This window comes from Pantoea sp. Fr-CA_6 (genome assembly GCF_024520895.1).
Taxonomy (GTDB): domain Bacteria; phylum Pseudomonadota; class Gammaproteobacteria; order Enterobacterales; family Enterobacteriaceae; genus Pantoea; species Pantoea agglomerans.
The window spans coordinates 1-26,586 of the sequence record NZ_JALNPO010000004.1; the positions used below are offsets into that span (position 1 = coordinate 1).

Annotated in this window: 23 protein-coding genes; 12 read left to right on the forward strand and 11 right to left on the reverse strand. The window is 55.9% G+C overall.

What is annotated here, in order from left to right; all coding sequences use genetic code 11:
* Positions 1–197: 197 nt before the first annotated feature.
* Positions 198–1,043 carry a deoxyribonuclease IV gene (gene nfo, locus NR201_RS08630; RefSeq protein ID WP_010671008.1) on the reverse strand — a complete coding sequence of 282 codons (846 nt, stop codon included), beginning with the start codon at positions 1,041–1,043 and terminating at the stop codon, positions 198–200.
* Between the two features lie 51 nt (positions 1,044–1,094).
* A complete protein-coding gene (locus NR201_RS08635; protein WP_256849665.1) occupies positions 1,095–2,150 on the reverse strand; it encodes a YeiH family putative sulfate export transporter in 1,056 nt (351 codons plus the stop codon).
* A gap of 106 nt (positions 2,151–2,256) precedes the next feature.
* On the opposite strand from NR201_RS08635, the gene NR201_RS08640 reads away from it, so the two are divergent.
* The 5 genes from NR201_RS08640 (at position 2,257) to NR201_RS08660 (ending at position 7,164) form a co-directional block, all read left to right on the forward strand.
* Entirely contained in the window at positions 2,257–2,631 is a 375-nt protein-coding gene (locus tag NR201_RS08640; RefSeq protein ID WP_031592072.1) for a YkvA family protein, read from the forward strand.
* 9 nt (positions 2,632–2,640) lie between these two features.
* Positions 2,641–3,507 (forward strand): DNA-binding transcriptional regulator YeiE, encoded by an 867-nt coding sequence (yieE, locus tag NR201_RS08645; RefSeq protein WP_010248285.1) that lies wholly within the window; start codon positions 2,641–2,643, stop codon positions 3,505–3,507.
* Positions 3,508–3,624: 117 nt separating this feature from the next.
* Positions 3,625–5,091, forward strand: coding sequence for an amino acid permease (locus tag NR201_RS08650; protein ID WP_022625044.1), 1,467 nt, complete (start codon positions 3,625–3,627; stop codon positions 5,089–5,091).
* 208 nt (positions 5,092–5,299) lie between these two features.
* Complete coding sequence (locus NR201_RS08655) at positions 5,300–6,376, forward strand: iron ABC transporter permease (protein ID WP_010248280.1); 1,077 nt, start codon at positions 5,300–5,302, stop codon at positions 6,374–6,376.
* Entirely contained in the window at positions 6,376–7,164 is a 789-nt protein-coding gene (locus NR201_RS08660) for an ABC transporter ATP-binding protein (RefSeq protein WP_033758742.1), read from the forward strand. The genes NR201_RS08655 and NR201_RS08660 overlap by 1 nt, the downstream gene beginning before the upstream one ends.
* A gap of 151 nt (positions 7,165–7,315) precedes the next feature.
* Here NR201_RS08660 and fghA read toward each other — a convergent pair whose 3' ends face one another.
* The 3 genes from fghA to NR201_RS08675 form a co-directional block, all read right to left on the reverse strand.
* Positions 7,316–8,158 carry an S-formylglutathione hydrolase gene (gene fghA, locus NR201_RS08665; RefSeq protein ID WP_033778753.1) on the reverse strand — a complete coding sequence of 281 codons (843 nt, stop codon included), beginning with the start codon at positions 8,156–8,158 and terminating at the stop codon, positions 7,316–7,318.
* A gap of 12 nt (positions 8,159–8,170) precedes the next feature.
* Positions 8,171–9,295 carry an S-(hydroxymethyl)glutathione dehydrogenase/class III alcohol dehydrogenase gene (locus tag NR201_RS08670; RefSeq protein WP_010248270.1) on the reverse strand — a complete coding sequence of 375 codons (1,125 nt, stop codon included), beginning with the start codon at positions 9,293–9,295 and terminating at the stop codon, positions 8,171–8,173.
* 100 nt (positions 9,296–9,395) lie between these two features.
* Positions 9,396–10,307 (reverse strand): LysR family transcriptional regulator, encoded by a 912-nt coding sequence (locus tag NR201_RS08675; protein WP_010248266.1) that lies wholly within the window; start codon positions 10,305–10,307, stop codon positions 9,396–9,398.
* Positions 10,308–10,424: 117 nt separating this feature from the next.
* Between NR201_RS08675 and NR201_RS08680 the strand changes: the two genes are divergently transcribed.
* The 7 genes from NR201_RS08680 to mglC all read left to right on the forward strand — a co-directional run bounded on the left by NR201_RS08680 (position 10,425) and on the right by mglC (position 18,667).
* Positions 10,425–11,552, forward strand: coding sequence for a YbfB/YjiJ family MFS transporter (locus tag NR201_RS08680; protein WP_010671002.1), 1,128 nt, complete (start codon positions 10,425–10,427; stop codon positions 11,550–11,552).
* 125 nt (positions 11,553–11,677) lie between these two features.
* Positions 11,678–12,343, forward strand: a complete 666-nt coding sequence (gene folE / locus NR201_RS08685; protein WP_010248259.1) for a GTP cyclohydrolase I FolE — start codon at positions 11,678–11,680, stop codon at positions 12,341–12,343.
* A 49-nt stretch (positions 12,344–12,392) separates the two neighbouring features.
* Entirely contained in the window at positions 12,393–13,553 is a 1,161-nt protein-coding gene (yeiB, locus tag NR201_RS08690) for a DUF418 domain-containing protein YeiB (protein ID WP_010248256.1), read from the forward strand.
* A gap of 147 nt (positions 13,554–13,700) precedes the next feature.
* Entirely contained in the window at positions 13,701–14,741 is a 1,041-nt protein-coding gene (gene galS, locus NR201_RS08695; RefSeq protein ID WP_022625039.1) for an HTH-type transcriptional regulator GalS, read from the forward strand.
* A gap of 311 nt (positions 14,742–15,052) precedes the next feature.
* Entirely contained in the window at positions 15,053–16,048 is a 996-nt protein-coding gene (gene mglB, locus NR201_RS08700; protein ID WP_010248252.1) for a galactose/glucose ABC transporter substrate-binding protein MglB, read from the forward strand.
* 68 nt (positions 16,049–16,116) lie between these two features.
* Positions 16,117–17,637, forward strand: coding sequence for a galactose/methyl galactoside ABC transporter ATP-binding protein MglA (gene mglA, locus NR201_RS08705; RefSeq protein ID WP_010248250.1), 1,521 nt, complete (start codon positions 16,117–16,119; stop codon positions 17,635–17,637).
* Positions 17,638–17,656: 19 nt separating this feature from the next.
* The gene (mglC, locus tag NR201_RS08710; RefSeq protein ID WP_010248248.1) at positions 17,657–18,667 is read left to right on the forward strand and encodes a galactose/methyl galactoside ABC transporter permease MglC; all 1,011 of its coding nucleotides are present in this window, start codon (positions 17,657–17,659) and stop codon (positions 18,665–18,667) included.
* A 630-nt stretch (positions 18,668–19,297) separates the two neighbouring features.
* Here mglC and sanA read toward each other — a convergent pair.
* From sanA to metG, 6 genes are all read right to left on the reverse strand, one after another.
* Positions 19,298–20,017, reverse strand: a complete 720-nt coding sequence (gene sanA / locus NR201_RS08715) for an outer membrane permeability protein SanA (RefSeq protein WP_010248246.1) — start codon at positions 20,015–20,017, stop codon at positions 19,298–19,300.
* Positions 20,018–20,152: 135 nt separating this feature from the next.
* Positions 20,153–21,850, reverse strand: coding sequence for an NAD-dependent malic enzyme (locus tag NR201_RS08720; protein WP_010248245.1), 1,698 nt, complete (start codon positions 21,848–21,850; stop codon positions 20,153–20,155).
* A gap of 269 nt (positions 21,851–22,119) precedes the next feature.
* On the reverse strand, positions 22,120–23,010 hold the full coding sequence (gene cdd, locus NR201_RS08725) for a cytidine deaminase (protein ID WP_064690231.1): 891 nt from the start codon (positions 23,008–23,010) through the stop codon (positions 22,120–22,122).
* Positions 23,011–23,130: 120 nt separating this feature from the next.
* Positions 23,131–23,823 (reverse strand): CidB/LrgB family autolysis modulator, encoded by a 693-nt coding sequence (locus NR201_RS08730; RefSeq protein WP_010248240.1) that lies wholly within the window; start codon positions 23,821–23,823, stop codon positions 23,131–23,133.
* Positions 23,816–24,208 (reverse strand): CidA/LrgA family protein, encoded by a 393-nt coding sequence (locus NR201_RS08735; RefSeq protein ID WP_228312564.1) that lies wholly within the window; start codon positions 24,206–24,208, stop codon positions 23,816–23,818. Before NR201_RS08735 ends, NR201_RS08730 begins: the two co-directional genes overlap by 8 nt.
* 233 nt (positions 24,209–24,441) lie before the next feature.
* Entirely contained in the window at positions 24,442–26,475 is a 2,034-nt protein-coding gene (gene metG, locus NR201_RS08740; RefSeq protein ID WP_033767846.1) for a methionine--tRNA ligase, read from the reverse strand.
* Positions 26,476–26,586 lie beyond the last annotated feature (111 nt).

The following is a 26,586-nucleotide window of genomic DNA, read 5'->3' on the forward strand; positions in this document are numbered from 1 at the left end:
CCCCGAACGGTTCGTCGGCACGACGTCAAAGCCGAAGGTACCGCGTGAGCGGCGCGAGGACGGCCCGGCAGCAGCAGCGGTGCACTGGCCCGCACTGCGGCTCGCTCGCACTGACAAAAAAGCTGCCACGTTTGACCGTGACAGCCTTTACAAATCTAATCTTAACTGACCAGCATTAAGCCAGCTGGCTCCCTTTTCTATCCCTGCTGTTCGGCTTTCAGCCAGGCAATCTCATCTTTCCAGATATCAGGATTAATGGTTTCCAGAATCAACGGGATGCCATCAAACCGCGGATCTTTCATCAGCCAGCTAAACGCTGTTTTGCCGATATTGCCTTCACCCAGGCTGTGATGGCGGTCAACGCGACTGTCGAAGGCGCTTTTGGCATCGTTAAGGTGCATGCCGCGCAGATAGTTAAAGCCGACAATGCGCTCAAACTCGGCGAAGGTCGCTTCGCAATCCGCTTCGGTACGCAGATCATAGCCACCGGCAAACGCATGGCAGGTATCAATACAGACGCCGACACGCGATTTATCTTCAACATGCTCAATAATGGTGGCGAGATGCTCGAAGCGGAAACCCAGATTACTGCCCTGACCGGCGGTATTCTCAATGACGGCGGTGACGTTCTGGCTCTGGTCGAGAGCGATGTTGATCGACTCCGCAATCCGCTTCAGACAGGCCTCCTCATCAATCTGATGCAGATGGCTGCCCGGATGGAAGTTCAGCAAAGTCAGGCCGAGCTGGTCGGCACGTCGCAGCTCATCAATAAAAGCGGCGCGGGATTTCTCCAGCGCCTCTTCAACCGGATGACCCAGGTTAATCAGGAAACTGTCGTGCGGCAGGATTTGCTGCGGACCGAATTTGTACGTCTCGCAGGCGGCACGAAAAGCATCAATCACCTCAGTCGAGAGCGGGGCGGCCTTCCACTGACGTTGATTTTTAGTAAAGAGCGCGAAGGCGGTGGCTTCTATTTCATGGGCGCGGATCACTGCCTGATCCACGCCACCTGCCGCACTCACATGTGCGCCAATATATTTCATGCCTTTCTCCTGGGGCTGTGCACGGATGAGACGGCATGATACCCGATGCCGCTAGCCCATGAAATGTTGCACCAGCAGATTGATTGCACCGCCGCCCGCGATTAACCAGACAAACACCAGCGCACCCAGCAGCAGCGGTTTAACGCCTGCCTCACGCAATGCCCCGAAACGGGTGGTCAATCCCAGCGCCGCCATCGCCATCGCCAGCAGCAGACCCGCCAGCTGATTCAGCGTCGCCACCACCATGGCAGGCAGCAGCTGCAGCGAGTTAAACAGTGCAACACCGATAAACAGCAGGGCGAACCAGGGAAACGTCACAGCCTGGCGTGCGTTGCTTCCTTGACGTTTACCGCGTATCACGGCGCTCAGGCAGAGCAGAAAGGGAGCCAGCATCATTACCCGCAGCATTTTGGCAATGACCGCGCTGTTCTCAGCTTCCGGGCTGATGCTGTGTCCGGCGGCCACCACCTGCGCCACTTCATGGATGGTTGAGCCGGTAAAAACACCAAACTGCGATGCACTGAGATCCGGGAACAGCTCATGCGCCAGCGGCCACAGCAGCGGATAGATAAAGATCGCCAGCGTGCCGAACAGCACCACGGTCGCGATAGCCACCGCAACTTTCGACGGCGCGGCTTTCACTACCGGCTCGGTCGCCAGTACAGCCGCAGCACCGCAGATACTGCTGCCCGCACCAATCAACCAGACGGTATCGCGATCCAGCTTCAGCAGCCGCATGCCCAGCAGGCAGGTTATCAGGAAGGTACTGGTCAGGGTCAGCGCATCAATCAGGATGCCGCTGAAACCGACGTCAGCAATTTGTTGTAAAGTAATGCGAAAGCCAAACAGGACGATCCCCAGCCGCAGCAGTTTCTGCTTAGCCAGCAGCACGCCGTTGTCGCAGCGTGACGCCAGCGGCGAATAGATGCTGTTACCGACCAGGATGCCCAGCATAATCGCCAGAGTCAGTGAACCCAGCCCCAGCGCGGCAATCATCGGTTGCTGCGCCAGCCAGCTGGCTGCCCCGGCAATCACGGCGGTCAGCAGCAGACCCGGGATCCAGAGCGGAACGGGATGATGCGGTTTAGCGATGCTCAGTTCAGTCATGGTGGTCACTCCTCCTGGTTGAGACCCGATCATGACGGCGACTGGCTTAAAAGTGAAATTGATAATATATTTATAATTAACCAGAATAAACGATAAGGCAGCAATCATGATAGTTTCGCGTCTGCGCCGCTGGGCGACGCTGATCAAAAGAGATGTGTTTGTGCTGGGGTTTGCTTTCCGCGATCCCCGCACACCCTGGTGGAACAAGCTGGGGATGCTGGGGCTGGTCGCCTATGGCATCAGCCCGATCGATCTCATTCCTGATGTGATCCCCTTTGTCGGTCTGCTGGATGACGCGGTGATTATCCCGACGGGCGTCATGGTGCTGCTGCGTTTACTGCCGCGAGAGGTGCGCATCAGCAGCAGCGAGCGGGCGCAGTCTCAACGTTCGCGTGGCAAAAAGATTGCAGGCTGGCTGGTGGCGATAGGGCTGATCTGGCTGGCATTAATCATTTACCTGGTCAGGCAGTCACTGAGTTAAGAGGCAACGATGCACATTACGCTGCGGCAAATTGAAGTTTTCACCGAAGTGCTTAAGAGCGGCTCCACCACTCAGGCTTCGCAACTGCTGGCGCTGTCGCAGTCGGCGGTGAGTGCAGCGCTGGCCGATCTGGAGAGCCAGCTCGGCGTGCAACTGTTTGACCGCGTCGGCAAACGGCTGGTGCTGAATGAGCATGGACGGCTGCTCTATCCCCGTGCAGTAGGGCTGCTGGAGCAGGCGGGCGAAATCGAGCAGCTGTTTAAAGAGGATAACGGCGCGATCCGCATCTTTGCCAGCAGCACCATCGGTAACTATCTGCTGCCAGGTATGATGGCCGCTTATCGTCGCGATTTTCCCCGCCTGCCGCTGGAGCTGAGTGTCGGCAACAGCCAGGATGTGATTCAGGCGGTTTCCGATTTCCGCGTCGATGTCGGATTAATTGAAGGGCCGTGCCATATGACCGAGCTGGTCAGTGAACCCTGGCTCGAAGATGAACTGGTGGTGTTTGCCGCGCCAGATGCGGCAATTCTGCAACAGCCGGTGACGCTGCAAACCCTGGCTGACGCCCCGTGGATCCTGCGCGAACGCGGCTCCGGCACCCGTGAAATTGTCGATTATCTGCTGCTGTCGCATCTGCCGAGTTTTCAGCTGGGCATGGAACTGGGCAATTCCGAGGCGATTAAACATGCGGTGCGGCACGGCATGGGCATCAGCTGTCTTTCGCGCCGGGTGATTGCCGATCTGCTGGAGGCGGGCACGCTGGTTGAACTGACGATTCCGCTGCCGCGTCTTATCCGCACGCTCTATCGCATCCATCACCGGCAGAAGCATATTTCCAAAGCACTGACGCGGTTTTTTTCCTATTGTCGCGAGTAATTACTAATAATTCCGGCGCGATCATGAAGTTAACTAATAACAGGTTGGCATTCGCTATACAGAGGCGATCTGGCTGCTACAATCGCGCCTCATTTTTACCCAGCGTAGCGTTAACACATGCATAATGACTCAAATACAACACAACAACCTGCATTACGACGTGCGTTAAAAGCCCGTCACCTGACGATGATCGCCATCGGCGGCTCCATTGGTACCGGCCTGTTTGTCGCCTCCGGTGCCACCATCGCTCAGGCTGGCCCGGGCGGAGCACTGCTCTCCTATATCCTCATCGGCCTGATGGTCTACTTCCTGATGACCAGCCTCGGCGAACTGGCTGCGTTCATGCCGGTATCGGGTTCCTTCGCCACCTACGGCGCGAAATATGTCGAAGAGGGCTTTGGTTTCGCACTCGGCTGGAACTACTGGTACAACTGGGCGGTGACCATCGCGGTTGACCTGGTAGCGTCCCAGCTGGTGATGAACTACTGGTTCCCCGACACGCCTGGCTGGATCTGGAGCGCGCTGTTCCTGGGGCTGATGTTCCTGCTCAACTACATTTCGGTCAAAGGCTTTGGCGAGGCGGAATACTGGTTCTCGCTGATTAAAGTGGCCACCGTGATTATCTTTATCATCGTTGGGGTGCTGATGATCACCGGCATTATGCGCGGTGCTGAACATGCGGGCTGGCAGAACTGGCAGGTGGGCGACGCGCCGTTTGCGGGCGGCTTTGCGGCGATGATTGGGGTGGCGATGATTGTGGGATTCTCCTTCCAGGGCACCGAACTGATCGGTATCGCGGCGGGCGAATCTGAAGATCCGGCGAAAAATATTCCGCGCGCTGTGCGGCAGATTTTCTGGCGTATCCTGCTGTTCTATGTGTTCGCTATCCTGATTATCAGCCTGATCCTGCCATACACCGATCCGCAGTTGCTGCACAATGATATCGACGATATCAGCGTCAGCCCGTTCACCCTGGTGTTCCAGAACGCCGGTCTGCTCTCTGCCGCCGCCGTCATGAATGCGGTGATCCTGACGGCTGTGCTGTCAGCGGGTAACTCCGGGATGTATGCGTCAACGCGTATGCTTTACAACCTTGCCAGCGAAGGTAAAGCGCCACGGATTTTCGCGAAGCTCTCAAAGGGCGGCGTGCCGCGTAATGCCCTGTGGGCCACCACCGTGGTGGCCGGACTGTGCTTCCTGACCTCAAAATTTGGTAATCAGGAAGTCTATCTGTGGCTGCTGAATACCTCAGGCATGACCGGGTTTATTGCCTGGCTGGGTATTGCCATCAGTCACTATCGCTTCCGTCGGGGCTATGTGGCCCAGGGACGTGACCTGAACGATCTGCCTTACCGTTCCGGCTTCTTCCCGCTGGGTCCGATTTTCGCCTTTGTGCTCTGCCTGATCATCACGCTGGGTCAGAACTACCAGGCATTCCTTAACGACAGCATCGACTGGTATGGCGTGGCGGCAACCTATATCGGCATTCCGCTGTTCCTGATTATCTGGTTCGGCTACAAGCTGACGCGCGGCAGCCGTTTCGTTAAGTACAGCGAAATGGAGTTTCCGGTTCACAAAGATTAACTCTGCGTCATCGCCCGCACAAAACCCGCCAGGGATGGCGGGTTCTGCGTCTTTGCGAAAGGCGCAGGCTCCCTGAGCCATTCTCCTGCCTGCAACACCGTTTTTTACTGTTTTTTCACGTCTCGCTTATGTTCTCGAATTGATAATTATTATCACCTGCACTATTGTGGCTGCGTTTTCTGACGTGATAGCCACACAGGGTTCAAACATGACTACCGAAACTTCGCTGCTGGCGGGGGAAGAGACGCTTCACCACACCATGCAAAACTATCATCAGGTGCTGCGCCGCCGCTTAATCTGGATTGGCGTGCTGTTGCTGGCGATACTCGCCTCGCTGATCCTCGACTTCACGCTGGGTCCGGCGGGACTCTCACTTGAAACGCTGTGGAATACGCTGCTCAGCCCCGAGAGCGTGGATGCCGGCACGCGCGTCATTGTCTGGGACATTCGTCTGCCCTATGCGCTGATGGCGCTGGTGGTGGGGCTGTCGCTGGGTCTGGCGGGCGCTGAAATGCAGACCATCCTGAATAACCCGCTGGCCAGTCCGTTTACCCTCGGTGTCTCATCGGCGGCGGCGTTTGGCGCCGCGCTGGCCATCATCCTCGGCGTGGGTATTCCCGGCATTCCCGATCAGTGGTTAATTTCTGCCAACGCCTTTGTCTTTGCTCTGTTTGCCGCGCTGATGCTGGATGCCGTGACCCGCTGGACTCAGGTCTCTTCGGCGGGCGTGGTGCTGTTCGGTATCGCGCTGGTCTTCACCTTTAACGCCCTGGTATCCATGATGCAGTTCATCGCCAGCGAAGATACCCTGCAGGGCCTGGTGTTCTGGACCATGGGCAGCCTGGCGCGCGCCTCCTGGGAGAAGCTGGGCGTGCTGAGCGTGGCGCTGGCCATTCTGGTGCCGTTTTCCATGATGAGCAGCTGGAAGTTGACGGCGCTGCGTCTGGGCGAAGACCGCGCGGTAAGCTTTGGCATTGATGTGCGTCGTCTGCGTCTGACTACCTTACTGCGCATCAGCATCCTCTCTGCCCTGGCGGTCGCGTTTGTCGGCCCGATCGGTTTCATTGGGCTGGTCGCTCCCCATATCGCCCGCATGATGTTTGGTGAAGATCACCGTTTCTATTTGCCCGCCAGTGCGCTGGTCGGCGCGCTGGTGCTGTCGCTGGCGTCGGTCGCCTCGAAAAACCTGCTCCCCGGTGTAATCATCCCGGTTGGCATTGTCACCTCACTGATTGGCGTGCCGTTCTTCCTGAGTATTATTCTGCGTCATCGGGGGACGGTATGATGAAACAGGGTCTGACGTTACGCGGCTTCAGTGCCGGGTACCCAAAAAATAAAGTCATTGATAATCTTAATATCGCGCCGCTGCCGCGCGGCGAGATCACCGTGCTGCTGGGGCCGAATGGCTGTGGTAAATCGACGCTGCTGCGTGCACTGGCCGGGCTGAACAAAGGCCAGGGCGAGATGTGGCTCAACGGTGAGGATCTCATGACCCAGCCGTTTGCCCGGCGGGCGAAGAACGTGGTTTATCTGCCGCAGTCGCTGCCTGCGGGCGTGCATCTGCATGTGCTGGAGTCGATCATCGTGGCGCAGCGTGCCTCCGGTGGTCTGCACAGCGCCAGCAGCGAAGCGGAAATCATGCATCTGCTGGAGCAGCTGGGCATTGCCCATCTGGCGATGCGATATCTCGATCAGCTCTCCGGCGGACAGAAACAGCTGGTCGGGCTGGCGCAGTCACTGATCCGTCGCCCTAAGCTGCTGCTGCTGGATGAACCGCTGAGCGCGCTGGATCTCAACTACCAGTTTCACGTGATGGATCTGGTGCGGCGCGAAACCGCTCAGCGTAACATCGTGACGGTGGTAGTGGTGCATGACATCAATATTGCACTGCGTCATGCGCAACATGCGCTGATGCTGAAGCAGGGCGCGCTGGTGGCGGAAGGGCAGCCGGATAAGGTGATCACGCCTGCCACTCTGGCAAAGGTGTATGGCGTCGATGGTCGTATCGAACACTGCTCGCGTGGTATCCCGCAGGTGATGATCGACGGGCTGACCGGCCCGGCACTGGTCTGATATTGAGGAGGCGTCCGGTAGGGCGCTGAGCATCACTGTTCTGAGAAAGAAATTTTTACAGGGCAGGCTGGCAGGACGCTGGCTCTGTGACAGAGCGTTAGCCAGCAGAGCAGGCATAAAAGTTCAGGGCCGCGATTGCGGCCCTGATTGTTTACGCCAGCAGATGCTGCGCATGGAAGCGCAGATGATCTTCCACAAAGCTGGCTATAAAGAAGTAGCTATGGTCATAACCTGGCTGAATGCGCAACGTCAGCGGGAAACCCACCTCATTCGCGACCTCTTGTAACCGCTCCGGTTGCAGCTGATCGGCCAGGAACTGATCGCTGTCGCCCTGATCGATCAGCATTGGCAGCCGATGCGACACCTCCGCCATCAGCTGGCAGCTGTCATATTCCCGCCACGTTGCACGATCGTCGCCCAGATAGGCCTGAAACGCTTTCTGGCCCCAGGGTACCTGCATCGGATTCACAATCGGTGCAAAAGCGGAAGCCGAGGCAAAGCGGTTACCCAGACGCAGCGCCAGCATCAGCGCGCCGTGTCCGCCCATCGAGTGACCCATAATCGACTGACGTTCACTGACCTTGAAGTTATCCGCAATCAGGGCGGGTAACTCGTTGCTCAGATAATCGAACATGCGGAAATGGCTGGCCCAGGGCTGTTGGGTGGCATTGAGATAAAATCCCGCGCCCTGACCCAGATCGTATCCTTCATCATTCGCAACCCCTTCGCCGCGCGGGCTGGTGTCCGGCATAATCAGCACCAGACCCAGTTCCGCTGCAACCCGCTGTGCGCCGGCTTTGCTGGTGAAGTTTTCATCGTTACAGGTCAGCCCGGCCAGAAACCAGACCACCGGCGGCGGCGCATCACCGTGCGGCCCAGGCAGATAGATGCTGAAGGTCATCGGGCAATTCAGCAGCAAAGACTGATGACGCCAGCGCTGCTGCCAGCCGCCAAAAATACGGTGTTCTTCCAGTAGCTCCAGAGTGGATGCCATAACGCCTCCTGATTACTTGTTAAAGTGCACGACCGAGCGAATCGATTTTCCTTCGTGCATCAAATCAAAGGCGTCGTTGATCTCTTCCAGCGGCATGGTGTGAGTGATGAAGTCGTTCAGCGCAAATTTACCGTCGAGGTAATCCTGCACAATGCCAGGCAACTGCGAGCGGCCTTTGACGCCGCCAAACGCGGAACCGCGCCAGACGCGACCGGTCACCAGCTGGAAGGGACGGGTGGAGATCTCTTCACCGGCACCGGCGACGCCGATAATCACGGACTCGCCCCAGCCTTTGTGGCAGCACTCCAGCGCGGAACGCATCACGTTGACGTTACCAATACATTCAAACGAGAAATCCACGCCGCCGTCGGTCAGCTCGACAATCACATCCTGAATCGGCTTGTCGTAATCTTTCGGGTTGATCAGATCGGTGGCACCCAGTTTGCGTGCCAGATCGAATTTGCTGGTGTTAAGGTCGATGGCAATGATGCGGCCCGCTTTCGCCATCTTCGCGCCGATGACCGCAGAGAGGCCAATGCCGCCGAGACCGAAAATCGCCACGGTGTCGCCTTCTTTCACTTTGGCGGTGTTCATCACCGCGCCCATGCCAGTGGTCACGCCACAGCCCAGCAGACAAACCTCTTCCAGCGGCGCTTCTTTACTGATTTTCGCCAGCGAGATCTCCGGGATTACCGTGTACTCAGAGAAAGTTGAGGTGCCCATATAGTGGAAAATGGGTTTGCCATCTTTAAAGAAACGGGTGGTGCCATCCGGCATCAGGCCTTTGCCCTGAGTGGTACGGATCGCCTGGCAGAGGTTAGTTTTGCCTGAAAGACAATATTTACATTTGCCACACTCCGGCGTGTAGAGTGGAATGACGTGGTCACCCACTTCAACGCTGGTCACGCCTTCGCCCACGGCTTCGACGATGCCGCCGCCTTCATGGCCAAGAATCGCCGGGAAAACGCCTTCCGGGTCGGTGCCGGACAGGGTGTAGGCGTCGGTATGACAGACGCCGGTCGCAACGATACGCACCAGCACTTCACCTTTCTGCGGTGGCATTAAATCAACTTCTTCGATTTTCAGCGGTTCGCCAGCAGCCCAGGCAACAGCGGCACGGGTTTTGATCATATTCATGCAATCCCTCTTCCAGTCAGATTGTGACGCGCAGTGGCGCCGGGTGGTCGTGATGATTCAAAGCCTGGTGGGTCAGGCTCTTAAACATAGCGTGGAACGCTTATTCCGCCGCCTGTAATGGGTAAATCAGCTCATCGTTGAGCGGACGATCGTCAAATTGTTCAATAATCAGGTACTTCAGTGCTTCAACATTCGGCGTAAAGGCGTCGCGTCGCCACATCAGCCAGGTGGCGGTGTCGCGATAAGCGGGAGGTAACGTATGCGCCTGCACCCGTGACCGATCCGCCATCTGCTTCAGCACCGAGGCCGGGATCATCGCTACGCCCGCACCGCCTGCCACGCAGGCCAGCATGGCGTGATAGGACTGAATCTCCATCACACTGTTGGGCGCAGTCTGGCTGTCCCGATACCAGCTCTCCAGCTTCACCCGGTAAGAGCAGCTGTTGCGAAAGGCAAACAGGGTGTCGTCCTGTACGTCGCGCGCGGTGGCGATTGGCGCATGATCGAGGCCGGTGATCAGTATCATCTCTTCGCGAAAGGCGATGCAGCCATTGAGATCGTCATGGGAGACCGGGCCATCCACCAGCGCGGCCGCCAGGGTGCCTTCACGCACCCGATCGATGATTTCGCCCGAGGTGCCGGTAATCAGCGACAGCGCCACTTTGGGGAAGCGCTGGTGATAGGCGGCGAGCAGGCCGGGCAGACGCGTCGCCGCGGTGCTCTCCATTGAGCCCAGCGCAAAGTTGCCCGCCGGTTCACCGGTGCGGGTCATGCTCATCGCTTCTTCACTTAATGCCAGGATACGCTGCGCATAATTCAGAAAATTATGGCCCATTGGTGACAGGCGAATGCGCTGTTTCTCACGAATAAAGAGATCCACACCTAATTCTTCTTCCAGCTGGCGCAACCGCGTGGTGAGATTAGAGGGGACACGATGCAGCTGTTCTGCTGCGCGCGCCAGCGAACCCGTTTCGGCGACGGAACAGAACATACGCAGCTGAACTAAATCCATATCTTCTCTTCCTGTAAGCAAGTTGGTTAAAATTATTCACTTTCCGTGAGTTTAATCATCCTTCATGCTGTTAGCAAGTCAGAAGAGATCTCAGGGCAGAACAACAGGAGTTCAGCAATGGCGTTACGCGTCGCGCTCAGCGCGTTTTTAACCTTATTTGTCGCGATGGGCATTGGCCGGTTTGCTTTCACGCCCCAGGTGCCGCTGATGATTCAGGCACACCAGCTGACACTCACCAGTGCCAGCCTGGTCGCGGCACTTAACTATCTTGGCTATCTGTGTGGCTCATTTGATGCCATGCGCGCACACCGGCGGGTTGAGCTGCGATTGCAGGCGGGCGTATGGGGCGCGGTGATCCTGACCCTGCTCTCAGCATTCGCCAGCGGACCGTGGCTGCACGGCGCAATCCGCTTTCTGATTGGCTGGGCCAGCGGCTGGGCGATGGTGCTGGTGGCGGCCTGGAGCAATGAACAGCTCCATCGCCATGGCCGGGCAGGGCTGTCAGCGGCCGTTTTTGCCGGGCCAGGCTGCGGCATTTTTGTCAGCGGTCTGCTGGGGGTAGCGCTGCACACATTGCAGGTTTCTGCCGGTCTGGCCTGGGCCGCTTACGGTGCGCTGGCGCTGCTGCTGATTGCGCTGATTACCCGTAATCTGCCGCGTCGGGGCGAACTGCATCGCCCGGATCAGGCACCCGAGCCGCTGGTGCTGGACCGCAACCTTAAACGGCTGGTACTGAGTTACAGTCTGGCGGGCTTTGGCTACATTCTGCCCGCCACCTTTTTGTCGCAGATGGCCGCCACGCGGTTTCCTGACGGCATCTTCGCGCAGTTTGTCTGGCCGATTTTTGGCGGCGCGGCGATGATCGGCATCCTGCTGGGGATCCTGACGCGACGATGGGGGCACAGCCACGTCCGCCTGGCACTGGTGCTGTGGGCGCAGGCGCTGGGCGTATTTGCCGCGGCGCTGCTGCCAGGCTTTAGCGGCCTGCTGGCCGGTGCGCTGCTGGTGGGGGGCGGTTTCCTCAGCGTAGTGCAGCTGTCGCTGCTCTGCGCCCGTGAGCTGGCACCCAATCATCTGCGCTACATGGCTGGCCTGCTGACCACCGGCTATGCTATCGGGCAGCTGGTCGGCCCGCTGCTCTCTTTTCTCTCCACAGCCCTGTTACATCGGCTGGAGCCTGCCCTGTGGGTTGCAGGGGTCAGCCTGGTCTGGGCCGGCCTGCTGGTGTGGCGGCGAACCGGGTGAAAAGCTTTCATCACCAATCTGATTGATTGCTGGATTCCCCGCAAAGAAAGTTTCACAATACGCGCCTGATTACAGGGCCCGCTGGCAAAAGCTAGCGGGCGCAACACCAGCCGGAGAAGAGTAAGATGAGCACCCTAAGTCAGGAAGCTGCCCTGGTTCACGAAGCGCTGCTGGCGCGTGGACTGGAAACGCCGTTACGTGCACCGACGCGCGACATAGATGACAACACACGTAAAAGTCTGATTGCCGGGCACATGACCGAGATTATGCAGCTGCTGAATCTGGATCTTGAAGATGACAGCCTGATGGAAACGCCGCATCGCATCGCCAAAATGTATGTGGATGAAGTCTTTTCCGGTCTCGACTACGCCAACTTCCCGAAAATCACCGTCATTGAGAATAAAATGAAGGTTGATGAGATGGTGACCGTGCGTGATATCACGCTGACCAGCACCTGTGAACACCACTTTGTGATCATCGATGGCAAAGCGACCGTCGCCTACATTCCCAAAGAAAAGGTGATTGGCCTGTCGAAAATCAACCGTATCGTGCAGTTCTTCGCCCAGCGCCCGCAGGTGCAGGAGCGTCTGACGCAGCAGGTTCTGGTCGCACTGCAGACGCTGCTGGGCACCAACAATGTGGCTGTTTCTATTGATGCGGTGCATTACTGCGTGAAAGCGCGTGGCGTAAAAGATGCCACCAGCGCCACCACGACGACCTCTCTGGGCGGCCTGTTCAAGTCCAGCCAGAATACCCGCCAGGAATTTTTGCGCGCGGTGCGCCATAGTTGAGTCTACGGCGGGCGCATAACGTTGCCCGCCTCAATGGTGCAGGTGCCGCATGCAACGCTATCACGCGCTGGATTTCATTCGTGGATGTGCCATTCTCGGCATTCTGCTGCTCAATATTGTCGGCTTCGGCCTGCCTTCTGCCGCCTACCTTAATCCGGCATGGCAGGGCAGCGTCAGCCTGTCCGATGTCTGGACATGGGCGATCTCTGACGCCTTTGCCCAGCTCAAATTCCTCACCCTGTTTGCGCTGCTGTTTGGCGCAGGTCTGCAAATGCAGCTGCCACGCGGCAGTCGCTGGTTGACTGCCCGGCTCTCACTGCTGGTGCTGATCGGTTTTCTGCACGGCGTCTTTCTCTGGGAGGGCGATATCCTGCTGGACTACGGCATTATCGGACTGGTGGTCTGGCGGGTAGTGCGCGATGTCCCTTCCACCCGCAGCCTGATGAATACCGGCATTCTGCTCTACCTGGTGGGCTGTGGCGTTCTGCTGGTGTTTGGGTCAATCTCCGATCCTGAACCGACCCGATCCTGGCTGCCAGGTGCTGCCGATCTGCAATATGAACAGTACTGGAAACTGACCGGCGGCTGGGAAGCGATACAGAACCGGCTGGATCATCTCTCTTCAGGACTGATGGCGCTGGCGGCGCAGTATGGCTGGCAGCTGGCGGGCCTGATGATGATCGGTGGCGCACTGCTGCGCAGTGGCTGGCTGATCGGCGAGTTTTCAGCGCAACATTACCGTCAGGCGGCGGCGCTGCTGCTGACGATGGGGTTGTTAATTGCGGTGGCCGGTGTGGCAGCGCAATGGCTGTTACATTGGGAATTCCGCTGGACCGCTTTTTATCTGCAAGCCCCGCGCGATCTCGCCAGCCCGCTGATTAGCCTGGGCTATGCCGCGCTCTGTCTGGCTTACTGGCCGCAGATAGCGCGCTGGCGCATCAGCTATGCCATTCAGTGCGTGGGCCGCATGGCGCTGACCAACTATCTGCTGCAGTCGCTGATCTGCACCACGCTGTTCTATCGCTTCGGCTTCTATATGCACTTCACCCGGCTGGAGCTGGTGCTGATGGTGCCTGCGGTCTGGCTTATCAATATCCTCTTTTCACTCATCTGGTTACATTTCTTCGCACAGGGTCCGCTGGAGTGGCTGTGGCGGCGGCTCACGCTGATCTCAGCCGGTAAATCGCGCATCACTGACAACGCCAGATAATGACCGCCATCACAAAGGTTACAGAATTGTATGTAACCGTTTTCATTGATGTGACGCAATTCACGCTGTACGCCTCCTGCCCCTGACAAAATAGCGCCGGTGTTCAACCCGGCGTGATGCCTTATTTTTCCTTTGTGGAACTGCTGCATGATAACAATTCGTGATGTTGCCCGTCAGGCTGGCGTGTCGGTGGCGACCGTGTCGCGCGTCCTTAATCAGAGCAGCGCCGTCACCTCTGACACCCGCGACGCCGTGTTACAGGCGGTGGAAGCGCTGGGCTATCGCCCCAACGCCAATGCGCAGGCGCTGGCGACGCAGGTCAGTGACACCATTGGCGTGGTGGTGATGGATGTTTCGGATCCCTTCTTCGGTGCACTGGTTAAAGCGGTGGATACCGTGGCGCAGCGCGTGCACAAACATGTGTTAATCAGCAACTCCTGGCATCAGGAAGAGAAAGAGCGTCATGCCATTGAAGTGCTGATTCGTCAGCGTTGCAGCGCCCTGGTGGTACACGCGAAAACGCTGCCTGACGCTGAACTGGCGGATTTTATGCGCCACGTTCCGGGCATGGTGGTGATTAACCGCATCGTGCCCGGATTTGAACACCGCAGTGTCAGTCTGGATAACGTCACGGGTGCGTTGATGGCCTCACGAACCCTGCTACAGCAGGGGCATAGCCGCATTGGCTATCTCTGTTCCAGCCATCCCATCGAAGATGTGGCGCAGCGCCGTGAAGGGTGGATTCAGGCGATGGCAGAGCAGGGCATCCGGCCGCAGGAGAGCTGGATAGCCAGCGCAGAGCCCGATATGCAGGGCGGCGAAGCGGCGATGGTGGAGCTGCTGGGACGCAATCTCAACCTCAGTGCGGTGTTTGCCTATAACGACGGCATGGCGGCTGGTGCACTCACTGCGCTGAAAGACAACGGCATCCAGGTGCCACAGCATTTTTCTGTCATTGGCTTTGATGATATCCCCATTTCCCGTTACACCGATCCACAGTTAACCACTGTGCGCTATCCCATTGTATCTATGGCAAAAATCGCCACTGAGCTGGCACTGCAGGGCGCAGCCGGACTGCTGGATGACACGGCAACGCACATCTTTATGCCAACGCTGGTGCGGCGTCATTCGGTGGCGCAGCGGCAAAATGTGGAGTCCGTCACTAATTCAGGCGATTCAGCCATGTAACCGTTTTCAATCTGTGATTACATTCACAGTTAATTAACATTGCTCTTACTATGATGGCAGCGTCTTACCGGACTGAAACATTATGTAACGCCAGTGTAACGGCATCAGTTGTGGTCTCAGTAGCCGGTTAAAGGGTTTATACCCTCTTCATGGAAGCATTCTGTCACAGGGAAGTCAGGTTTTAGACGGTGTTCAATGGCTTAACAACCTCATTACGTTAACCCACGCGCCGATCTGTTTTACCGATTGCTCTCCCGCCTTTATGGCGCGGTAGCGCTAAAAAGACCCTGCATAATAAAACCGGAGATACCATGAATAAGAAGGTTTTCACGCTTACAGCACTGGTTGCCAGCATGATGTTTGGTGCAACCGCTCACGCAGCTGACACCCGTATCGGCGTGACCATTTACAAATATGATGACAACTTCATGTCAATGGTGCGCAAAGACATCGAGAAAGAAGCGAAAGCGATCGGTGGCGTGCAGTTGCTGATGAATGATTCACAGAACGACCAGTCCAAACAGAACGATCAGATTGACGTGCTGATGGCAAAAGGCGTGAAAGCGCTGGCGATTAACCTGGTTGACCCGGCTGCGGCTGCGGTTGTAGTAGACAAAGCGCGTGCCAACGACGTGCCGGTGGTCTTCTTCAACAAAGAACCTAACGCCAAAGTGCTGGCCGGTTATGACAAAGCTTACTATGTCGGTACCGACTCTAAAGAGTCAGGCATCATTCAGGGGCAGCTGATTGAGAAGCACTGGAAAGCGACACCCGCGTGGGATCTGAACAAAGATGGTCAGATTCAGTTCGTACTGCTGAAAGGCGAGCCGGGCCATCCTGATGCAGAAGCCCGTACCAAATATGTGATCGATACCCTGAACAAAGATGGTCTGAAAACCCAGCAGTTAGCGATGGATACTGCAATGTGGGATACCGCGCAGGCCAAAGATAAGATGGATGCGTGGCTGTCAGGCCCGAATGCCAAAAAAATCGAAGTCGTGATTGCCAACAACGATGCGATGGCGATGGGTGCGGTTGAAGCGCTGAAAGCGCACAACATGACCTCAATCCCGGTCTTCGGCGTCGATGCACTGCCAGAAGCGCTGGCGCTGGTGAAATCCGGTGCGCTGGCCGGTACCGTGCTGAACGATGCGGAAAACCAGGCGAAAGCAACGCTGGATATTGCCAACAATCTGGCTAACGGCAAAGCTGCCACCGACGGAACAAACTTCAAGATGGTTGATAAGATCGTCCGCGTTCCTTACGTGCCGGTTGATAAAGAAAATCTGTCTCAGTTCGTGAAATAAGATCGATTACGGGCGCGACCGCTGTCGCGCCTTTTTTATGTCACCACCGTTTTTTAGCCAGGTAAAATATGGCCAGTGATAATACGACCGCGCAGCGAGAATATCTGCTGGAAATGACGGATGTCTCAAAATCATTTCCCGGCGTTAAAGCGTTAGATAATGTGAATTTAAAAGTGCGGCCTCACTCTGTTCATGCATTAATGGGCGAGAACGGTGCCGGGAAATCCACCTTATTAAAATGCCTGTTTGGTATTTATAAAAAAGATACCGGCAGTATCCTGTTTCAGGGTAAAGAGATCGACTATAAAAGCTCTAAAGAGGCGCTGGAAAATGGCGTGTCGATGGTGCATCAGGAATTAAACCTGGTTCTGCAGCGTACCGTGATGGACAATATGTGGCTTGGGCGTTATCCGCGCAAAGGCTTCTTTGTCGATCAGGATAAAATGTACCGGGATACCAAAGCGATTTTTGACGAGCTGGATATCGATATCGATCCGCGCGACAAAGTTGCCAATCTTTCTGTATCGCAGATGCAGATGATTGAAATTGCCAAAGCGTTTTCCTATGACGCGAAAATTGTGATTATGGATGAGCCGACCTCCTCGTTAACCGAGAAAGAGGTTAATCACCTGTTCACGATTATTCGTAAGCTGAAAGATCGCGGCTGTGGCATTGTTTATATTTCGCACAAAATGGAAGAGATTTTCCAGCTGTGTGATGAGATCACTATCCTGCGTGATGGTCAGTGGATCACCTCTCAGCCGCTGGAAGGGCTGGATATGGATAAGATCATCTCCATGATGGTCGGCCGTTCACTGAACCAGCGTTTCCCTGACCGTACCAACGTGCCCGGCGAGACGATTCTTGAAGTGCGTCATCTGACGTCACTGCGTCAGCCATCGATTCGCGACATCTCATTTGATTTGCGTAAAGGGGAGATACTCGGCATTGCCGGGCTGGTGGGCGCCAAACGTACCGATATCGTCGAAACGCTGTTTGGCATTCGCGAAAAATCGGGCGGCACCATTAAACTGCATGGCAAACCGATTAATAATCACAGCGCCAATGAAGCCATTAACCACGGTTTTGCGCTGGTGACTGAAGAGCGTCGCTCAACCGGTATTTATGCTTTCCTCGACATTGGTTTTAACTCGCTTATTTCCAATATCAAAAAATATAAAAACAGTATGGGACTGCTGGATAATAAACGCATGAAGAGTGATACCCAATGGGTGATCGATTCTATGCGTGTAAAAACGCCAGGCCACCATACTCAGATTGGTTCGCTTTCGGGCGGTAACCAGCAAAAAGTGATTATTGGCCGCTGGTTATTGACCCAGCCTGAAATCCTGATGCTTGATGAACCCACTCGCGGTATTGATGTTGGTGCAAAATTCGAAATTTACCAGTTAATTGCTGAGCTGGCGAAAAGAGAAAAGGGCATCATTATTATCTCATCCGAAATGCCGGAGCTGTTAGGCATTACCGATCGTATTCTGGTAATGAGTAATGGTCTGGTAGCAGGCATAGTTGATACCAAAACGACCACGCAGAACGAAATATTGCGTTTAGCGTCATTACACCTTTAATGAAGCAAGGGCTGTTAACATGAAAGCGACTACAAAAAAGAATGCGCTAACCTGGTTAAAAGAGGGCGGCATTTATGTCGTGCTGCTGGTATTGCTGGCTATTATTATTTTCCAGGACCCCTCATTTTTAAGTTTAATGAACCTGAGTAATATTCTGACCCAATCTTCGGTGCGCATTATTATTGCACTGGGTGTGGCGGGTTTGATTGTGACCCAGGGTACTGACCTGTCAGCCGGACGTCAGGTCGGTCTGGCGGCGGTGGTCGCCGCGACGCTGCTGCAGGCGATGGATAACGCGAACAAGGTCTTCCCGACGCTGGATACGGTGCCGATTCCACTGGTTATTCTGACCGTGTGCATCATCGGCGGCGTGATTGGACTGGTCAACGGTGTGATTATTGCTTACCTCAAGGTAACGCCATTTATCACCACGCTGGGCACCATGATCATCGTTTACGGTATCAACTCACTCTATTACGACTTTGTTGGCGCATCACCGATTGCCGGTTTTGATACAGGGTTCTCGAAATTTACCCAGGGCTTCTTACGCTTTGGTGATTTCAAGCTCTCGTTCATCACCTTTTACGCCGTGATTGCCATTATTTTCGTCTGGGTGCTGTGGAACAAAACCCGCTTCGGCAAGAACATTTTTGCTATCGGCGGTAACCCGGAAGCGGCGAAAGTCTCAGGCGTTAACGTCAACCTGAACCTGATCATGATTTATGCCCTGTCAGGTGTGTTCTACGCCTTCGGCGGGATGCTGGAAGCGGGTCGTATCGGTTCGGCCACCAACAACCTTGGCTTTATGTATGAGCTGGATGCGATTGCGGCCTGCGTGGTCGGCGGTGTCTCCTTCGCCGGTGGTGTGGGTAGCGTGGCGGGCGTAGTGACCGGTGTGTTGATCTTCACCGTCATCAACTATGGTCTGACCTATATCGGCGTTAACCCTTACTGGCAGTACATCATTAAAGGCGGCATCATCATCTTCGCCGTGGCGCTGGATTCCCTGAAATATTCTCGTAAGAAGTAAGTCTTCTTCAGTGCTCACAAAGCGACCTTCGGGTCGCTTTTTTATTATGTGGAAGTGGTGGGTGTTGCTGTGAGATCGAGTATGCGAAGGGAACACGGTCAGATCGGAAAGACGCTAAGGCCAGTAAATGATCTGCCTGTGTCATTCCTCCGCAGAACGCTTTTTATAGCGGAGAGTGCTGGGGTCGTTGCTGTGAGATCGAGTATGCGTAGGGAACACGGTCAGATCGGAAAGACGCAAAACCTGTCATCCATGACACGCTCGGCCCGCGTCGTCCCTGACGCGGGACGCTTTCCTCTTCTGACCCTGTTCCCTGCGCGTTGAGCTTATTTATTGCTGTGAGATTCATCTAAGCCCAGGAAAATACAAACAGACGGCTAACCCACTTAAAACGATGGGAGCATATGCCCGTAGTAAAGCATCGCAGACTATGGACAAAACGCCGGGAGCGTTTTTGAACAACGCAATGCATTGGCCCGTCTATGGGCGCACCTCAGGGATGAGGTGCGTAATCGCCTGCGCTGAGCCCCGCCAGTGATGGCGTCTTTTGCGTCTTTACGGAAGGCGTATGCTCCCTGAGCCCAGGACGTCACTGCCAGACCTCAGTAAAGCAGTAACCCAGTGTGTGCGTTATTTCCGCAGCTTCTGTTCCAGCTCAAGCAGCTGCTCCGGCGTCACTGCCGGGTAACTCTGCGCATCTTCAGGGACATCGCGTACGGCGGGGATCGGCACCAGTGGGCCCAGGAAGCGCGGTTCGCGCTTAAGCAGGAAGAGGTCCACCAGCGCGCCCAGCCGGGCACCTACCTCACGGAAGCGCACGCTAAGCATGTTCTTCGGTGAGGGCACCGCATAACACTGCGCCTGAATACCCAGCTGTAAGGCGATAAACAGGGCACGCTCACAATGGAAACGCTGCGTGATAATAATGAAGTCGTTGGTATCAAACACTTTGCGGGTGCGCACAATCGAATCCAGCGTGCGGAAACCGGCATAGTCCAGCACGATATCAGCCGGATCGACACCGGCTTTGATGAGATCGCGGCGCATCGTCATCGGCTCGTTATAGCTTTGCAGCGCGTTATCACCGCTTAGCAGCAGATAATTGACCTTGCCGCTGTTGTAGGCATTCAGCGCGCCCTGCATACGATAGAGGTAATACTGATTGATGACGCCGGTGCGATAATATTTCGCCGTACCCAGTACCACACCGACCTGACGATGTGGCAAAGAGGCGACATTTTCGTAGATAAAGGGCGCAGTTTTCCAGCTGATCCAGCGATCAAGGCCGAGCGCCGTTGCCATCATCAGTAAGATGATGAAAAGCAGACCAATGAAAACGCGTTTCAGCATGCGCCTGGAGACTCGATGTCAGAATAGTGAGATGGGACAAGGCTACTTGAGCTGTCACTGTGAAGCAAGTTACTGCCGGCTGGCTGTGCTCTTTTTGAACACTGCCGGATCGGATGCAATCCGGCAGTCTGAAGATTAAATCGAGGTACGACGATAATGACGGTACTGCGGCAGCCAGAAGTTGTTGGCGATAGCCTGTGACAACACATCTTCAGAGGTCACCACGGCGACACCCGCCAGCTGAGCAGCTTTACCCACTTCCATCGCAATGATTTTCGATACACCCTGGATATCTTTAATCTCTGGCAGCACCGGGCCTTCACCTTCATTCACCAGCGGAGAGCAGTCAGCGAGCGCGCGGCTGGCGGTCATCAGCATGGTATCGGTAACGCGGCTGGCACCCGAAGCAATCACACCCAGACCAATGCCCGGGAAGATGTAGGAGTTGTTGCACTGCGCAATCGGATAGGTTTTACCGTTCCAGCTCACCGGCGAGAACGGACTGCCGGTTGCGACCAGTGCGGCACCGTCAGTCCAGGCGATGATATCGGCTGGCGTCGCTTCCACGCGTGATGTCGGGTTCGACAGTGGCATCACAATAGGGCGCTTACAGTGCTTGTGCATCTCGCGGATGATCTCTTCGGTGAACAGGCCCGGCTGGCCAGAGACACCAATCAGAATATCGGGCTGCGCATTGCGCACCACGTCCAGCAGCGAGATGGAATCATTGGTAACATCCCACTGCTGCAGGTTTTCGCTCTTCTGCACCAGCTTGCTCTGGAAATCGAGCAGGTTAGGCAGCTTGTCAGTGAGCAGACCAAAGCGATCCACCATCATTACCCGGCCACGCGCTTCCTCGTCACTCAGACCTTCGGATTTCATCTGTGCGATGATCTGTTCAGCGATACCACAACCTGCGGAACCGGCGCCCAGGAACACCACTTTCTGCTCGCACAGGCGGCTGCCGGCGGCGCGGCTGGCGGCAATCAGCGTACCCACGGTCACGGCGGCAGTGCCCTGAATATCATCATTAAAGCAGCAGACTTCATCGCGATAGCGGTTCAGCAGCGGCATGGCATTCTTCTGGGCGAAATCTTCAAACTGCAACAGCACTTTCGGCCAGCGGCGTTTAACGGCCTGAATAAAATCGTTCACGAACGCATCATACTCTTCGCCAGTGATGCGCGGATGACGCCAGCCCATATAGAGCGGATCGTTCAGCAACTGCTGGTTGTTGGTACCAACATCCAGCACCACCGGCAGGGTGTAAGCCGGACTGATGCCGCCACAGGCGGTGTAGAGTGAAAGCTTACCAATCGGGATACCCATACCACCGATGCCCTGATCGCCGAGGCCCAGAATACGCTCGCCATCAGTCACCACGATCACCTTCACATTCTGCTTGGTGGCGTTTTGCAGCATATCTTCGATATGGTCGCGGTTAGGGTAGGAGATGAACACGCCACGCGCACGACGGTAGATTTCAGAGAAGTGTTCGCAGGCTGCGCCGACGGTCGGGGTGTAGATGATGGGCATCATCTCTTCGAGATGGTTATCCAGCAGGCGGTAGAACAGCGTTTCGTTGGTGTCCTGGATGTTACGCAGGTAGACATGCTTATCGTTATTGTTTTTGAAGTCCTGGAACTGACGCCAGGCTCGCTGCGCCTGCTCTTCAATCGATTCCACTGCTTCTGGCAGCAGACCGTTGAGGTTGAATTCGTTACGTTCTTCGATACTAAAGGCGCTGCCTTTGTTCAGCAGGGGAAATTCCAGCAAAATCGGGCCAGCATAAGGGATATACAGCGGGCGTTTACTTTCGTAGTCGAGTTCCATGCGGTAATGCTCCGGTTGCAGTGTTGTCTGGCGTCACGCCGGAAAGGTAGCGCCAGTTTTCTTACCCGTTATAGCTCAGACTGCAGGCCTGGCAGCGGCAGGGTAACCGCTGCAGAAACATTCACGACCGTGCTGCCATCCTGCAACCTGAATTATTCAGAGTAATTTGTAATGACGTGAATTCTGGCGCCAGATCCTATGAAATTTCCCGCAGAAGTACAGCGTTTGTTCATAAAAGCTCACAAAACTGTGGCCTCTCTGACAGCGGGTTATGCTTTGTTCAGCGTCACCTGCAGCAGCTCACCGCAACCAAATGTCTCTAGTGTCGCCTGTGTGGCGGCGAACTGGCTTAGCGTGGCATTTTCCACTTCGGCTAATACCGCTTTTTTTATCTGACGAACATCGCCACCCTGCATGTTGAGCAGGACCAGCGCCGCCTGAAGGGGCGGGAAACTCGGGTTAAAGGCGGCATTTTCCGCATAGCGCCCGGTGACAATCGCGCCGTTTGCGGTCAGCAGCGCAACACCGGCGTGTGACTGGCTGTAAGGCGCGTGGCTGGCATTGGCAGCGGCAACCGCGGCCTGCACCAGTTCATCGCCTTCGGCTACATAGCCGTGATCCACGCTGTCCATCAGAAAGGTCGTGATGTCCAGATCGCGCGGTCCAAAGGCATCCGGCAGATAATCTGCCAGGGTGCTGATCGCGCGTTGTGGCAGGCTGATGCGAATGTTCGTACCGCTGTTCAGCTCGTTCATAAACTGACGGCAGTGACCGCACGGTGTGTAGTTAACGGTGATCGTCTCAAGCTGACTTTCGCCACGCAGCCACGCATGGGTAATGGCGCTCTGCTCGGCGTGAACCGTCTGCTGCAACGGCGTACCGATAAATTCCATGTTGGCCCCGAAGTACCAGTTGCCGCTGACGCCACGGGCGATAGCCCCGACGTTAAAATGCGACACGGTAGCAACGGCACAGGCCGCCGCCAGGGGCAGCAGCGCCAGCGCCAGAGCATCGGCATCCATCTGTGTCTGTTGCTGCAGTGAGGCGACCTGGTCGGCGCTCAGCACCGCCTGAAAGCCAGGATCGTCCAGCAGCGGAGCGAGTGCGGTTTGCAGCGTTGACGGCAATGCCTCAAAGGCAGAGAGGAAACGGGATTGCATGTGAGCCTCATTAGATTCAGCAGGGCGATGTGCCAGTCACCGGTTTATATGTGATCCACATCGCTCTGACAATGTAACCTGTGTTGCATGTTTCAACTTTGCGAGATCTCTCGCAAACTTTCAGCCAAACCAGTGCAGCAGCAGCGGAAAAATAAACGGCGCCAGCAGTGAGGTGATGATGCCGCAGATCACCAACGCCAGTGAACTGAATGCCCCTTCCTGATAGTCGAGTTCAGCGGCGCGTGCTGTGCCGAGGGCGTGCGACGCGTTACCTATCGCCAGTCCGCGCGCTGCTTTAGATTTCACGCCAAGCAGATTCAGCACGGTATGTCCGAACACCGCACCCAGTACCCCGGCAATCAGCACGCAGATGGCGCTGATGGCGGGAATGCCGTGCAGCGAACCGGAGACGGCCATCGCAATGGGCGTGGTAACGGATTTAGGAACAATGGTAGCGGCGATTTCAGGCGTGGCACCCATCCACAGAGCAATAGCGGTGCCAGAGGTCATGGCGGTCACACTGCCGATAAAGCAGACGCCAATAATCGATTTCCAGCGGGCACGGATCTGATGCATCTGCTCATACAGCGGCAGTGCCAGCGCGACAACAGCCGGTTGCAGCAGCTGATTAAGAATCTGACTGCCCGCGAAATAGCGCGAATAGGGCAGCTGCAACAGCAGCAGAATCGGGATAATAATCGCCATCGCGACCAGCAGCGGATTAAGCAGCGAGATTTTCAGCCGTATCGCCAGTTTGCGCGCCAGAAAAAATGCCGCCAGCGTCAGTGGCAGTGACCACCATATTTCACTCATCGCCTGACTCCCCGGCCGGGTGGCGACTATGAAGCTGGTGGGCGCTTACGCCGACAATAGAGAGAACCAGGAAAGTGCTGACGACGCAGGAGATCACGATAGGGCCAAACTGCGCGGTCAGAATATCGGTGTAGCTCATTACCCCGACGCTGATCGGCACAAACAGCAGCGCCATATAGCGAATCAGCAGATGGCAGCCCGGTTTAACCCAGCTGACCGGCAGGATCTGCGAGGCGAGCAGGGCAAACAGAATTAACATCCCAAGGATGCTGCCAGGCAGTTTGATGGGCAGCAGCGAGGCGATGCCGATTCCGGCGTATAAACAGAGATAAATGATGATAAAGGCGCGAAGATAGCGCCCGCAGACAGACAGCACGGTGAGCATGGCAGGCTCCTGTTTTCACTGAGCTTCATCATACGCATTAACCGCTTAGCGTGCTAGCGATCACATTTATGCAGCGGTGTGGCCGTAGCAGATACAGATTTTCAGGGGCGGGAGTGGAATGGAAGCGGTGCACATTCAGAGCGAGGAGAGATAACCCTTCGCGCCCGTGATGAGGCACGAAGGGTTTAAGAACGGCACTGCACTAAGCGGTTAAAGCCGCAGAATGCAGAGTGTTACTTAACGGGCATTCCCGGTACAGCCCCGCTGTCAACGGACAGCACAAACAGATCTTTGCCGCCAGGACCCGCTGACAACACCATGCCTTCAGAGATACCAAAGCGCATTTTACGTGGCGCGAGGTTGGCCACGATAATGGTCATTTTACCGACCAGCACAGAGGGATCGGGATAGGCGGCGCGGATACCCGAGAAGATCTGACGCTTTTCACCGCCCAGGTCGAGCTGCAGGCGCAGCAGCTTGTCCGAACCCTCAACCAGTTCCGCCTGCTCAATCAGCGCCACGCGCATATCAACTTTGGCGAAATCGTCGATGGTGATGGTGTCACCTACCGGCGAATCTGCCAGCGGGCCGCTTGCGGCCGGTGCACTGGCGGCAGCGGCATCCTCTTTCGAGGCTTCAATCAGTCCTTCAACCTTTGCCATCTCAATGCGGCTGTAGAGCGCTTTGAATGGCGCAACCTGGTGGTCCAGCAGCGGTTGCGCGATAGCATCCCAGCTCAGTTCGCAGTTCAGGAAGCCTTCTGCGCGGGCGCTCAGTGACGGCAGCACCGGCTTCAGCCAGGTCATCAGAATGCGGAACAGGTTAATGCCCATTGAGCAGATCGCCTGCAGATCGGCATCACGGCCTTCCTGCTTCGCCACCACCCACGGAGCCTGCTCATCGACATAGCGGTTCGCCAGGTCGGCCAGCGCCATGATCTCACGAATAGCCCGGCTGTATTCACGACCGGCCCAGGCTTCACCAATCTTCTCTGATGCGTCCACAAAGGTCTGATAGAGCGCCGGATCGGCCAGCTCCGCCGCCAGTTTGCCGTCAAAGCGTTTAGTGATAAAGCCCGCGTTACGTGACGCCAGGTTAACCACCTTGTTGACGATGTCGGCGTTCACGCGCTGGACGAAATCTTCCAGATTCAGGTCGATATCGTCGATACGTGAAGAGAGTTTCGCCGCGTAGTAGTAACGCAGGCTGTCCGCATCCAGATGCTGCAGCCAGGTGCTGGCTTTAATAAAGGTGCCGCGCGACTTCGACATCTTGGCACCGTTGACGGTGACATAGCCGTGCACAAACAGATTGTTCGGCTTGCGGAAGTTGCTGCCTTCCAGCATCGCTGGCCAGAACAGGCTGTGGAAGTAGACGATATCTTTACCGATGAAGTGATAGAGCTCGGTAGTGGAGTCTTTACGCCAGAATTCATCGAAGTCGATGTCGCCGCGCTTGTCGCACAGGTTCTTGAACGAGCCCATGTAGCCGATAGGCGCATCCAGCCAGACATAAAAATATTTGCCTGGCGCGTCCGGAATTTCAAAGCCGAAGTAAGGCGCGTCGCGGGAGATATCCCACTGCTGCAGGCCCGATTCGAACCACTCCTGCATTTTGTTCGCCACCTGATCCTGCAGCGCACCCGAGCGGGTCCAGGCCTGCAGCATGGCGCTGAAGGATGGCAGATCAAAGAAGAAGTGTTCAGAGTCGCGCAGAACCGGCGTCGCGCCAGAGACCACCGATTTTGGCTCGATCAGCTCGGTCGGGCTGTAGGTCGCGCCACACACTTCGCAGTTATCGCCATACTGATCGGCAGATTTACATTTCGGGCAGGTGCCTTTTACAAAACGGTCCGGCAGGAACATCCCTTTTTCCGGATCGTAAAGCTGGGAGATGGTGCGGTTCTTAATAAAACCGTTCTCTTTCAGACGGCCATAAATCAGCGCAGAAAGCTCACGGTTTTCGTCGCCGTGGGTCGAGTGATAGTTGTCATAGCTGACGTTGAAACCGGCAAAGTCGGCTTCATGCTCGCTTTTCATTTCTGCAATCATCTGCTCCGGTGCAATCCCTAACTGCTGAGCTTTCAGCATGATAGGCGTGCCGTGCGCATCATCGGCGCAGATGAAATAAACCTGATTGCCACGCATTCGCTGATAACGCACCCAAATGTCGGCCTGGATATGCTCGAGCATGTGGCCGAGATGGATTGATCCGTTCGCGTAAGGCAGTGCGCACGTTACCAGAATTTTTTTAGCGACTTGAGTCATAGTTTGCGTAGCTTTCTGTTGATTGAAAAAACGGGCTTAGATGGTAACTGAAGGCTTCTCCTGCGTAAACACAAGGGATTCACCCCCTGCGGTCACCGCAGATCCACGGGC